At 40.5% G+C, this 12320-nt stretch carries 11 protein-coding genes, 1 tRNA gene and 1 pseudogene; 6 read left to right on the top strand and 7 right to left on the bottom strand.

The annotated features are described in order from the left end of the window. Positions 1-483 precede the first annotated feature (483 nt). A tRNA-Thr gene (locus tag NPA36_RS10100) sits at positions 484-556 on the bottom strand. Positions 557-756: 200 nt separating this feature from the next. On the opposite strand from NPA36_RS10100, the gene NPA36_RS10095 reads away from it, so the two are divergent. Genes NPA36_RS10095 through yidA form a run of 3 tightly spaced genes read left to right on the top strand, consistent with a single transcriptional unit; the run spans position 757 to position 3780 of the window. Further along, positions 757-1611, top strand: coding sequence for a lipoate--protein ligase family protein (locus tag NPA36_RS10095; RefSeq protein WP_256945995.1), 855 nt, complete (start codon positions 757-759; stop codon positions 1609-1611). Beyond that, positions 1608-2948, top strand: a complete 1341-nt coding sequence (locus tag NPA36_RS10090; protein WP_256945994.1) for an HD domain-containing protein — start codon at positions 1608-1610, stop codon at positions 2946-2948. The genes NPA36_RS10095 and NPA36_RS10090 overlap by 4 nt, the downstream gene beginning before the upstream one ends. 22 nt (positions 2949-2970) lie before the next feature. Then, complete coding sequence (gene yidA / locus NPA36_RS10085) at positions 2971-3780, top strand: sugar-phosphatase (RefSeq protein ID WP_256945993.1); 810 nt, start codon at positions 2971-2973, stop codon at positions 3778-3780. A gap of 854 nt (positions 3781-4634) precedes the next feature. Here yidA and purR read toward each other — a convergent pair. From purR to NPA36_RS10070, 3 genes are all read right to left on the bottom strand, one after another. Next, positions 4635-5462 (bottom strand): pur operon repressor, encoded by an 828-nt coding sequence (purR, locus tag NPA36_RS10080; protein WP_256945992.1) that lies wholly within the window; start codon positions 5460-5462, stop codon positions 4635-4637. Positions 5463-5967: 505 nt separating this feature from the next. Next, entirely contained in the window at positions 5968-6780 is an 813-nt protein-coding gene (locus tag NPA36_RS10075; RefSeq protein ID WP_256945991.1) for a metal ABC transporter permease, read from the bottom strand. Then, complete coding sequence (locus NPA36_RS10070; protein WP_256945990.1) at positions 6738-7433, bottom strand: metal ABC transporter ATP-binding protein; 696 nt, start codon at positions 7431-7433, stop codon at positions 6738-6740. The genes NPA36_RS10075 and NPA36_RS10070 overlap by 43 nt, the downstream gene beginning before the upstream one ends. A 279-nt stretch (positions 7434-7712) precedes the next feature. On the opposite strand from NPA36_RS10070, the gene NPA36_RS10065 reads away from it, so the two are divergent. Then, positions 7713-7961: a Veg family protein gene (locus tag NPA36_RS10065; RefSeq protein WP_256945989.1), complete on the top strand. Its 249-nt coding sequence runs from the start codon at positions 7713-7715 to the stop codon at positions 7959-7961. Between the two features lie 287 nt (positions 7962-8248). On the opposite strand, the gene NPA36_RS10060 is transcribed toward NPA36_RS10065, so the two are convergent. Together NPA36_RS10060 and NPA36_RS10055 are read right to left on the bottom strand one after the other, a co-directional pair. Next, positions 8249-9046 (bottom strand): ABC transporter permease, encoded by a 798-nt coding sequence (locus tag NPA36_RS10060; RefSeq protein ID WP_256945988.1) that lies wholly within the window; start codon positions 9044-9046, stop codon positions 8249-8251. Next, on the bottom strand, positions 9043-9960 hold the full coding sequence (locus NPA36_RS10055) for an ABC transporter ATP-binding protein (protein ID WP_256945987.1): 918 nt from the start codon (positions 9958-9960) through the stop codon (positions 9043-9045). The genes NPA36_RS10060 and NPA36_RS10055 overlap by 4 nt, the downstream gene beginning before the upstream one ends. 407 nt (positions 9961-10367) lie before the next feature. On the opposite strand from NPA36_RS10055, the gene NPA36_RS10310 reads away from it, so the two are divergent. Continuing rightward, entirely contained in the window at positions 10368-10553 is a 186-nt protein-coding gene (locus NPA36_RS10310) for a Mu transposase domain-containing protein (protein ID WP_407932821.1), read from the top strand. Between the two features lie 162 nt (positions 10554-10715). Continuing rightward, positions 10716-11482: pseudogene (gene istB, locus NPA36_RS10050) on the top strand (IS21-like element helper ATPase IstB). Between the two features lie 80 nt (positions 11483-11562). Here the strand turns inward: istB and NPA36_RS10045 are convergent. After that, positions 11563-12318, bottom strand: a complete 756-nt coding sequence (locus NPA36_RS10045) for a sulfite exporter TauE/SafE family protein (RefSeq protein WP_256945986.1) — start codon at positions 12316-12318, stop codon at positions 11563-11565. Between the last annotated feature and the right edge of the window lie 2 nt (positions 12319-12320).

Below are 12320 nucleotides of genomic sequence, written 5' to 3'. Positions count from 1 at the left end.
AATAAATTACAATCAACAGGTTTCCTCACATCAACTAACGAAAAAAAGAATAAAACCTATTATTGTCCCCAACTACTATCTATAGTTGAATAAAAATTATAGTGAAGTAAAACCAACTTTCACTTCACTATAATTCATCTTAGTGAAGTGAAACCCACTTTCACTTCGCAATAATTCATCTTAGTGAAGTAAATTATGCTTTCAATCCGAAAAAATCCCACTCCCTAACTTTAGCGAGACAGGAGTGAGATACCCAAAAATCAAGGGACTGGGCAAAAAGTCCATAATGACTAATAGTTATTTTTAAATCACAAAAGAGTTTTGCGAAAATCTTTTGTTTAAATAGCAGCAAGGACTTTTTGCCCAGCCCCTTCTTTCTGTTACCTATTTTATCTAAAACACAAAAAGAGCTAAAAACGCTATTAATCCAACGTTTCTAGCTCTTTTCATTTTATTCTTTTGGCTTCTTTCTAAACCTTGCAATGCCGAAAACAGGGGTCGAACCTGTGACCTACGCGTTACGAGTGCGTTGCTCTACCTACTGAGCTATTTCGGCTTGATGTCTATTAAACTGTTGCTTCTATCCTCCGACTCAACTATTCCTATTTTAGACCTTCTAGCTTTTCTTGTAAAGTCTTCAGTTTTTTTGATTATTTTTGCTTGATTGATGCGGTTTCTCACGCTTTCAGAGGCAAAGTTTGCTATAATGAAAATGATATTAGATTTGCATTATTTATCTGAAAGGAATTTAACAGTATGACCTATTCTCCGCTTACTGGGCAAGATTTTTTGGTGTTTTCTCAAGAGACTCAAAGTTCCGACTCTGATATGTCGGCGCCTTTTGCACTTGGCGAGGCACTTTTACGTGCTGTGGGTTCGCCTAGTGACCAGCCTATTCTTCATTTTTGGTCTTTGGATCAGGCTATCCTTTTGGGCATGACAGATACTAAGTTGCCGGATTTGTCAGAGGGGCTTAAGGTTTTTGCTAGGGCTTCTTATCATCCTTTTGTGCGCAATGCGGGTGGTTTGGCGGTGGTTTGCAGTCGTGGGGTGACCAACTTTTCTTTGCTCTTCCCTAATCAAATGGCATCTCCCATCTCCATTGATCAAGCTTATTCATGGATGAAAGACCTGATTGTGGCGGCTTTTCCCGAAGCTGAAGGGCGTATTGAAGCTTATGAGATTGTCGATTCCTATTGTCCTGGCGACTTTGATTTGAGCATTGGTGGCAAGAAGTTTGCTGGGATTGCGCAACGTCGCTTCAAGGGGGGCATCTCGGTTCTGATTTATCTGAGTGTCTTTGGTGACCAGGATTATCGTGGGCAACTGATTCGTTCCTTTTACGAGGCCGGTCAAGCACAAGCCGCTAGCAAATGGCATTTCCCACTCGTCAATCCAGACAGTATGGCCAACCTGTCAGATTTGCTAGGAATTGAACTGACCGTACAAGACGTGCAAGACCGTATTATGGCTAGCTTGGTCGACATGGGCTCAAGCTTAAGCGAGGGCTTGCTTACACCACAAATTCAAACTGACTATGAGAAAGCTTTAGAAAAAATTCAGTCACGTAATCTGAGACTCAATGTAGATGAAAGGGGCGCTAGAAAATGACCACTGTAGAACTGCTAGCTCGTGAAAAAGTGTTTCGTGATCCGGTTCATGACTATATCCATGTGCAACACAAGGTCATCATGGACTTAATCAACAGCCGTGAAATGCAACGTTTGCGCCGTATTAAACAAACGGGTGCTTCGCTCTTTACCTTCCACGGTGCTGAGCACTCTCGCTTTTCGCATTCTTTAGGTGTCTATGAGATTGCTCGTCGTATCTGTGATAAGTTTGTTCGCAACTACCCGTCTAAGGTAGCAGGTGATGGGCTTTGGAACGATTCTGAGCGGTTAGTGGTTCTTTGTGCCGCCTTGCTTCATGATATTGGGCATGGCCCTTATTCCCATACCTTTGAGAAGATATTCAACACTTCTCATGAGCAGTTAACCATCGACATCATCCTGTCAGAAAAAACTCAGGTTCACCAGATTCTTGCTGGTGTTGGCGCTGATTTTCCGCAGGCGGTGGCTAGTGTAATCCAGAAAACCTATCCGAATCCACAGGTCGTTCAATTGATTTCTAGTCAGATTGATGCTGACCGTATGGATTATTTACTGCGGGATGCCTACTTTACGGGGGTTAATTATGGAACTTTTGACCTGACTCGTATTTTGCGTGTTATTCGTCCTTACAAGGATGGGATTGCCTTTAACATGTCGGGCATGCATGCGGTTGAAGATTATATTGTCAGTCGCTACCAGATGTACATGCAGGTATATTTCCATCCGGTTTCTCGTGGCATGGAGGTTATCCTTAATCGCTTACTCAAACGGGCTGCGGAATGCTATCATTCTCCGACTCACCCTCTGCATCATACGGCATCCTTTTTAGTGCCCTTCTTTGAAAACAATTGGACGCTAGAAGACTACCTACGTTTGGATGACGGGGTTTTGAGTACCTACTTTAACCACTGGCTCTATGAAGATGACGCCATTTTAAGTGATTTGGCAGATAGATTTATCAACCGTAAGCCTTTCAAATCGGTTGCCTATAACCCTGATGTGGATCAAGAAACCATCCAGCTAATGATTACTGAGATTGAAGCTGTAGGTTACAATCCAGAATATTATGCAGCCATCAACAATAGCTATGACCTACCGTATGACTTTTATCGCCCGAATGCGGTTAAGTCCCGTACACAGATTGAACTCATGGACCGCAATGACCAGCTTGTCGAACTTTCTACCGTTTCAACCATCGTCTCTGCCATTGCTGGTCGAGTTCGTGGGGATGAACGTTTGTATTTCCCTCGTGAAATGCTGGCGAACGACTTAGAAGAGAATTTATTCGCCCAACATTATGCTCGGTTCAGAGAGCTGGCCGACACTTTGACTAATTAATATTGACCTTTAGGAGGAACTTATGTCTATTCAATTAATTGCTATCGATATTGATGGCACCCTTTTGTCACCTGATAAAACTATCTCACCACGTGTGCACCAAGCCATCCAAGACGCTAAGGCAAAAGGTGTTTATGTAGTCTTATGTACTGGTCGTCCCTTACCAGGGGTTACAGCCTATTTAGAGGAATTGAATCTGGTAAATGACCGGGATTTTGTCATTACTTACAATGGCTCATTGGTTCAAAAAACAGCTGATGGCCATACCTTGGCGCACTTTACCTTAGCTTATGAAGACTTGGAGAAGGTTGCTAGCTATGGAGATAAGTTAAATATCCATTACCACGCTATCGACCAAGAAGCTATCTATGTCCCAACCGAAGATGTGGGCATCTATTCCTTACACGAGCAAGAATTGGTTGGCATGCCTATTCGTCATTTGCCTTTGGACCAAATTCCAAGAGATATTGAGTTCACAAAAATGATGTTTATTGACGATGCGGCCTTGTTAGATCAATTGTTGCTAGAAGTGCCTAAAGAGTTTGCTAGCGACTATACTTTGCTGCGGAGCCAGCCATTTTATTTGGAAGTCTTGAATCCTTTAGCCAGCAAAGGCAAGGCGGTTGCGGCTCTGGCAGAACAGTTAGAGCTAACCCCAGACCAAGTTATGTGTATTGGTGATAATGAAAATGACATGGATATGATTGAATATGCCGGGATGGGCGTTGCTATGGGGAATGCCGTTGACTCTGTTAAGGCCATAGCGGATTATATTACCGAATCTGATGCCAATGACGGGGTTGCGGTGGCCATTGAACGTTTTGTTTTATAAGCATTTTTTCATTTATTTTTCATTTTTTATAATTTTTGGGTTGACTTTTTGCAACTTGGCTAATGTGCTGGACTTTTTGAGTTAGGGAAAGTTCTTCCTTACTGTCTTTCGAAAGTATAAATGGTGCCACTGGACTGGTTAAAGAGTCTATGCTGCTATTCAAACAAAAGAGTTTCCAACAGTTTTATCAGAAATGAGAACGGTGGCACCGCCGTGAGCCTAGGTCTCACTGGCTTAGCTGTCTACGTGGCTGTAAGGGGCTGGGCAAAAAGTCTGTAATAAAATAAAAGCATTCTAAATCATAAAATAGTTCCCCAAAAATCTATCCGAAATGGGAACGGTGGCACCGCCGTGAGCCTTGGTCTCACTGGCTTAGCTGTCTACGTGGCTGTAATCGGCTAAAGCCGAAACATCCACTGTGCGCCAGCTATGCTTTACACCGTCCTGTACGGATAGATTTTTGGGGAGCTCTTTTATTTGGTTACCATTGGGACTTTTTACCCAGCCCCAGCTCCTTATTCGGAGCTGTGTTTTTATAATAGGCTACTAGTCAAAAAAGTAGATATTTTAGAAATTCATACCTAGTATAAAAGTTACATACATCAAAACAAGCATTATTAAACTGAGAATAATCCCTAGTAACATGAGGATTATACCGCTAGATTTACTTTTTGTTTTTACTTTGACTCCTGTAATAATTAGCACGATTGCAAATATCAAGCCTATGAACCATACGAGTAACAAACCTTTTCTATCTTCAAATGACTGGATTAATTCATCCATCTTTATCACCTCTCTTTTGCTATTTAACAGATTAGTTGATATAGCTACTAGTAAAGGGACAAAATATTTTTTTACGAAAACTCACATTCTTCGATAAAGCTTCCTAGTCGTGCTTTGATGATATTTTTGCTTGTGTCGATTTGTTCGATATAAATGATGGAGTTACAATCTTCCACTTGGTGGTTGTAAACACCGGATTCACAGAAGACGACTGTTCCAACTGTGGTGGAGTCGAACTCGGCTATCAGGCTGCGCAATCCGTTGACCGTACCGCCACCTTTTAAGAAGTCATCAACAATCAAAACTTTTGAACCACTCTTCAAGCTGCGTTTGGACAGCTCCATCTTTTCCACCCGTTCGGACGAGCCAGATACATAATTGATGCTGACGGTTGATCCCTCTGTAATCTTGGAATCCCTTCGCACAATGACAAATGGTACATTCAAAAATTCTGCTACTGCCTGCGCAATCGGCACACCTTTTGTGGCAACGGTCATAATGACATCAACCTCACCCTCTTGGTAGCCCGATGCAATGATTTTCCCTAGGCGGCGTAGGATGGATGGGTTGCCTAATAAATCAGAAAGGTAAACATAGCCACCTGGTAGGAGTCGCTTTGCATCTTCAATCTGAACACGAACCTCTTCGGCAAAGGCAAGTGCTTCTTCTTTGTTGGCTTTAGGAATGAATTTTACTCCTCCAGCGGCACCCGAAATCGTTTCGATACGACCAATGCCTTGGCTTTCAAATGTTTTTTTGATGATGGTAAGGTCTTCACTAATGGATGATTTGGCTGAATTGTAGCGTTGTGAGAAGTCGGTTAATGAAAGTAACTGGTGTGGGTGGGCTAGTAGTAGTTGGGTCATGTCTATTAGTCGTTCGCTTCGTTTGAGTTTCATTGCTGCCTCCTTGCGACTAGTCTTTGCTGTATTTGAACGTGAGCTGACTGTCTTTGCTTTTATTATACCTAAAAATAGCGAAGATTAGCAAATAAAAAATATCCGAACGTTCGTAAATGGTGCTGTGTAGAAGAGTCTTTAGGGCGCTTTCCTGAAATCAAAAACGGCGGCACCGCCTCGAGCCTTGGTCTCTCGGCTCACTTTCTTACGTGGCTGTAAATCGGCTAAAGCCGAAACAGCCACTGTGCATCAAGTGTGCTCTACGCCGTGATTTCAGGAAAGCGCCCTAAAGACTCTGGAAATGGTTTGAAGAAAAATGTTACATTAAACTAAAAAGTTCTTACTAGAACAAAGCAAAGAAAGGCTGGGCAAAAAGTCCAGGCTACTATTCAAACAAAAGAGGTTTGCAAAAAAGTCTCCCACTCTACTACTATCTGAAATAATAGTAAAGTGGGGGACTTCTATTCGTTAAGCAGCAGAGTATTTTCCCCTAGCTCCATCTTCATCATTTGATATATTTCTGCAAAGCGGTTTTGGCGATGCTTAGTAGGAGCAGGACCATAAAGATGACTGTTATGGTTGCGCCTGGAGGGGAGTCGAATTGGTAGGACGCCATCAAGCCAGTGATAATACCGAACAGGCTGATAGCTATCCCAATGATGATAACGCTATTAAAGCTACGGCTAACTCTTAGTGAAATGGAGGCCGGCAACACAATGATAGCCGACACCAACAAAGCTCCAGCAATTGGCATCATGACCGAAATCACGACACCAGTAATAACAGTGAATAGGCTAGACATGAGCCGAACCGGTAACCCCGCTGTATGGGCTGTATCCGGATCAAAGGTCAAGACGTATAAAGGCTTGCGGAAAATCACGTAGAGAGCCACAACCAAAAAGGCCAAACCAATCAAGAGATAGACTTGTTCTTGAGTAATAACCACGATAGACCCGAACAGAAATTGGTCAACACTAACAGCGGTTTGCCCACTTTGCATGTTAAGCAAGATTAAAGCAATCGCCATCCCACCCGACATCAAAATGGCAATAGAAATCTCTGAATAGCCACGGAAGTATTTGCTAATATACTCCAAACCGAGTGCCGCCACAACGACGACCACTAATGTTGTCAAAGTTGGGTTGAAGCCCAGTAACATACCCAAGGCCACCCCTACTAAAGAGACGTGTGATAGAGTGTCTGCCATCAAAGATTGCCTTCTAAGAATCAAGAAAAGTCCTAAGATAGGTGTAATAAAAGCCATGGCAATCCCGGCTAGGAAGGCTCTTTGCATGAAGCCATAGAAAAACATCTCCATGGGGAATCCTCCTTTCGTTGTAGGTGAATGTGTTTGTCCACAAACTCCTCCATTGCTTCTTCTTCGTGCGTCACCATTAAAATGGCTTTGCCGTGATGAGCGCTGTTGTGGTGTAAAAGTTCATAGAATCGCTTACGAGAGCCCTTATCCATCCCAGCAGTCGGTTCATCTAAAATAAACAAGTCTGGGTCTGTCGCAAAAATGCGAGCCAAGCAAATCCGTTGTTTCTGTCCACCTGATAGGTCACCAATTTTTTTATGGCGTTCATTCCACATCCCAACTGACAAGAGTGCTCGCTCGATATGGGTGTGGTCTTCCTCGTCCAGACGCTTAAACCAGCGCCCCTGTTGGTAGCGGCCAGATGCCACTAGCTCATAGACCGTTGAAGGAAAACCCACGTTAAAGGATGAGATTTGTTGCGGCGCATAACCAATTTCCAACTTGCCTCCTAGATCATTTTTGCTGGCGAAGGTTACTTTTCCGGTTTCTGGTTTTAGGAGCCCAAGAATATTCTTGAGTAAGGTTGATTTTGCGGCACCATTTTCACCGGTCAGGATGACGAATTGGCCAGAATCTACGGTGAAGGAGATGTCTTGTAGGACTGGTTCGTTGTCATATGAAAAAGATAGGTTTTCGACATTAATATATTGCACGTGCACAACTCCTTTGTCTTCTTTCTTCTATATTATAATAGCACAGCTCATTCGTTCAAATCGAAATCATTCTACTTTAAAGAACTCAAACAAGAATAGCATACCCAGGATTAGACTGTCAACTTTACTTACTCAACCAAATGGCTGCTAACAATTTGATTAAGCCTTGCCTAAATTTAAAAGAAATTTTCAAAAAGGTATTCCATCTAAAAGACTTTTGTGATAATATTGAAATTTTATTCATTTTATGTTATACTACTCGAAATGAGGTGAGTGCGGATGCCAAGACAATTATTGTTAATCAAACAAGAATTGGACAGTAAATTGGGTCAAGAAATCGTTTTAACAGCTTTTGGGGGACGTAAAAGGAAAATTGAGCGCAAAGGGATTCTGAGAGAGACTTATCATTCTGTTTTTGTAGTTGATTTGGACAAAACGCAAAACAAGTATGATCGTGTTTCCTATAGTTATACAGATATTCTAACCTCCGCTATTCAAGTAAGTTTTGCGGAAGAGGAAGCCATCTAACCCCTTTATGAAACACCCAATAATCATAATTAAAAATAGCCAAGGACATGGTTTTGTCTTTGGCTATTTTTTAATCACAAAAGAGGTTCCAAGAAATAGACCAGAAATCGAAACGGTGGCACCGACGCGAGCCAAGGTCTCACGTCTTAGCTGACTACGTATCTGTAATCGACTAAAGTCGAGACAGCTACTGTGCGTCAGCTATGCTTGACACCGATATTTCTGGTCTATTTCTCGGAACCTCTTTTACTTTCTTATTAATAAGGAAATTTAATCCAAGCCACCTCTTATAATGGTAGGTCTTTTTTAGTGAAGGTGCTAATGGCTAGTCCATATAGGATGAGGCTTCCTATTAGTAGAATACTTGCAGCAAGCACAACACCGTCTTGCTGGCCTATGATATTTTGTGGTGAGAAAAAGGTGAAGAAGCTTGCGTATTTAGCGTTTTCGTATTTGCCGCCTAGGTTGGCGATCATTTGGATGACATAGGATAAGATAGGAATGCCCGCGCCTAGTGAAAGGCTCCATTTTGTCTCGTTAAAGAAAGAAGAGGACAAAAAGCAGATACCGGCAATGAAAAGGTGCAAGCAGAGGAGACTGGCATTGAGCTTCCAATAGAGTTCCAATTCCAAGTGACCAGGAAACATGACTTGTGCTGCTAACCAACCAATCAAACTAGCTACTAGGATAAGGGAGATGACGCCTGTCAATAACACCAAGAGCTGCGTCACAGCAACTTTCTTACGTGAACTAGGTGCCGCCAATAAATAGACCATACTGCCACCCTCTACCTGTTTGGCAATCAGACCATTGGTAACCATAATGGTAAAAATCATCGGAAAAATCAAAAATATCATGCCATAAAGATAATTAGCCATAAAGGAAAGAAGAGTTGTGCCGCTATCTTTCATGCCAAAAAGCTCCATAATACCTGGCATAGCTTTAACCAATTCATCCATGATATTGCCGATGTCCGGATTATACATAGAAATGACAATCGAGATATACATTGACATAACAGCTAGGATAATCAGCCACAACTTGTAGCTTTCCTTGATACCCTTTTTATAAAGACTGACATTCATCGCGGCTCACCTCCAGCATTTACTTCTTGATGGGAACTATTTCCATAATAGGTAAGGAAAATGTCTTCTAAACTTTGTACAGGAGCTGACAAATCCGTTACTGGGCTTGTCGCTAGAGTTTGCAAAAGGTCTGGCAAGTCATTCTTAACCGTAACCACAACTCGATTGCCATCCACTTGACTAGCAAATTTTCCTTGAGCAAACTGATTTGCCGCAAGTGGATTTTCAAAGGTGACGATATAACGTTTGACTTGGTGAGCTTTAAGACCGTCCACCGTTTCAATAGCTACCATCCTGCCTTGGCGAATAATCCCCACTCGGTCACACGTCCGCTCTACTTCTTCAAACATATGACTACTCATCAGAATAGTCTTACCTCTTTGTTTTTCTTCGAGAATTAGCTTGATGAATTCGTTTTGCATGAGTGGGTCTAATCCACTGGTAGGTTCGTCCAAAAGTAAGACATCCGGGTCGTGCATGAAGGCGGCAATAATTCCGACCTTCTGCTTCATCCCCTTGCTCATCTTCTTGACCTGACCCCCCGCATCCAAATCAAACCGTTCCATCAATTCTTGGCGGCGTCCCATACCTTTCATCCCTCGATAGGCTGCATAAAACTCTAAAAAACCAAGACCTGTCATCCCCGGTGGAAAGTTCATCTCTCCCGGAAGATAGCCCACCCTACTTTGTACTTGGGGAGCGTTTTGCCAACAATCTAGGTTTTCGATGGATGAGGAGCCTACTTGCGGACGTAGAAACCCCATGAGGTGGCGTAAGGTAGTCGTTTTTCCAGCACCATTTGGCCCTAGAAAGCCGAATGCTTGTCCTTGTCCGACCGAAAAAGTCAGGTCAAAGATACCTTTGTCATTGCCATAGTCACGGGTTAGGTGTTCTATTTGGATGATTTCTTTCATTACTGTCAACCTCCCTATTATTGGAAAATACTGCTGTTAGGCTTATTGTATTCCTTATTGTTCTCATGGTCAAATTGGAGCTGTTAGGAGCTTCGATAAAAATCTTGAGTAAAAATTCTATAGCAATTAAGGCTGTGTCTAAATCATAACATAGTTCCCCAGAAATCTATCCGAAATGGGAATGGTGACACTGTTTCGACTTCTGGTATATTTCTCGGAAACCATTTTGTTCGAACGCTAAAATAGACCTTTATTCAATTTCACTTCTTTGATGTTTGACTACTCTCGCTAATAGTGCTTTTCACTAAAAAAGCCCTCTAAACTATACGAGCTAAAAAAATCGGTAGAGAGAATTCTCCACCGATTTCTGACAATCATTTTATTCAATTTGAGTCCATCAACACTATTTGTCGAACAGCCACAATCTACTGAATTCTTATTTTGAAGATGATATTCGCCGTATCGTCTCTAAAGAATCCATGGTGCAGTTTAGAAAATGTAAGTACTCCGTACACCCTAAGTATATAGGTTGTGAAGTGATTTTGGAAGTCTCAGAGGAAAAAGACACAGTAGAAATATATTACCATGGTTAAGAAATTCGTGTGCATCCATTGTCCATCCAACCTTTGAACTATCATCGAGAAGATATGGTTCATATTCTAAAATCGGATGTCTTTAAACATCGAACAGATGATGAGATTGAAAAATATATTGAAGCATCTCTTACACAATATGATGGACTTTAGGAGGAAAATATGAGTAATTACCAACAATTAATCACAAATTTTGATCAGTTAGGTTTACAACGAATCAAAGAATACTTTCCAAATTATTTAGAATTTGTAAACAATCAATCTATTCCTTTTACTGAAGCCCTTTTAGAACTAACTAATCAAGAACTACTCTACAAACAGTCAAAAAAATTGATCGTGCGTTAATTAAAGCTCGCTTCCCTAAAGTTAAGCGAATGAAAGATTTTGAATTTGGGTATCAGCCGAGTATTAACAAAAAGCAAGTACTTGATTTACAACATTTAGCATTTTTAGATAAGCAAGAAAATATTCTTTTTATTGGTAGCCCTAGTGTAGGAAAAAGCCATCTTACGATTAGCATCGGTGTTTCCGCTTGTGAACAAGGTGTCCGTACACTATTCATTAACTGTCATGAATTACTTCTTAGATTACAAACTGCTTATGAGAATGGCAATATAGAACGTGTGATGAAGCGATATGGGAACTACGAGCTTCTTATTATTGATGAAATTGGTTATTTGCCTATTAAAAGGCAAGAAGCTGATCTGTTGTTTCAGTTGATTAATTTACGTTATGACCGTCATTCAACTATTTTCACTACAAAGTCTAATCTTTCGGGTTGGAGTGAAATTTTTAGAAATCCTGCGGCAACCGCAGCGATATTAGATCGTTTAGTTCATCAATCTCAAATTTTTAAAATTACAGGAAAATCATACCGCTTGAGAGATTATCAGGAAAACCAGCAAAAGCAAGAGGTCCAACCGCCTTAAACCTACAAAATTAAACCGCCCTTGACAATCAAAGATAAAACTGTCTTAGTCATGCTTAATTAGAATCTAACTACTTATTGTTAATTGAGTGTTCTAAATAAATTGATACCATTATAGATATTAATGAAAAGAACTAGCAATATAACAATACGGAATACTTTTTCAACATTACGTTCTGAAAGAATTGTACTTAAATTAGCACCAATAATTCCACCTAATATTGCAGCTGGGATTATAAAGTAGAGGGTTTCTAAATCAAAAGTGTTAAAACCAGTAGTAAAACCTATTGTTATTAGTTTTGAAAGCTGAGAAAAAAAGATAGTGGCAATTGAATAGAAAGTAGCTTCTTTAATTGACATAGAAAATAAAAGTATTAATAAAGAAACATTTATTGGCCCACCACCAATACCTAAGAAACTTGAAAGTCCTCCCAATATTAATCCACAAATAAAATAATAAAAATTAGTATTCAAATCAAAGGTTAAACAGTTTTTTGATGAATACATATAAGCACATAAGAGTGTAATAATTGTTAAAAAAATTTGTATAAGATTAATAATAGTAAAATCATTAAATTTTATATACATAAAATCAAATAATTTATTACCAAAATACCCACCTATAAAAGCTCCTAAAGATACCCAAAAAATAATAAATGGTTTAAACGCAGTCCCTTTTTTTATTTGATAAAAAGTTGATGTAAGCGACATGGTAAATACAGCAACTGCTGAATAAAATGAAATAGTGGCTAAGTCATGAGCTCCTATTAAATCGAAGATCGGTTTAATTATGACTCCTCCACCCATTCCTGAAATAGCACCTATACTATTCGCAATAA

It is taken from the genome of Granulicatella seriolae (assembly GCF_024543085.1).
In the GTDB taxonomy this organism is placed as follows: Bacteria; Bacillota; Bacilli; order Lactobacillales; family Aerococcaceae; genus Granulicatella; species Granulicatella seriolae.
Note: the sequence above shows the minus strand (reverse complement) of the source record. Positions and strands in the feature narration are given on the sequence as shown.

Bases quoted from the DNA above. Each gene is read 5' to 3' on its own strand.
- yidA (WP_256945993.1), top strand. From the start codon at position 2,971: ATGTCTATTCAATTAATTGCTATCGATATTGATGGCACCCTTTTGTCA.
- NPA36_RS10065 (WP_256945989.1), top strand. From the start codon at position 7,713: ATGCCAAGACAATTATTGTTAATCAAACAAGAATTGGACAGTAAATTG.
- NPA36_RS10055 (WP_256945987.1), bottom strand. From the start codon at position 9,960: ATGAAAGAAATCATCCAAATAGAACACCTAACCCGTGACTATGGCAAT.
- NPA36_RS10060 (WP_256945988.1), bottom strand. From the start codon at position 9,046: ATGAATGTCAGTCTTTATAAAAAGGGTATCAAGGAAAGCTACAAGTTG.
- NPA36_RS10090 (WP_256945994.1), top strand. From the start codon at position 1,608: ATGACCACTGTAGAACTGCTAGCTCGTGAAAAAGTGTTTCGTGATCCG.
- NPA36_RS10095 (WP_256945995.1), top strand. From the start codon at position 757: ATGACCTATTCTCCGCTTACTGGGCAAGATTTTTTGGTGTTTTCTCAA.
- purR (WP_256945992.1), bottom strand. From the start codon at position 5,462: ATGAAACTCAAACGAAGCGAACGACTAATAGACATGACCCAACTACTA.
- NPA36_RS10075 (WP_256945991.1), bottom strand. From the start codon at position 6,780: ATGGAGATGTTTTTCTATGGCTTCATGCAAAGAGCCTTCCTAGCCGGG.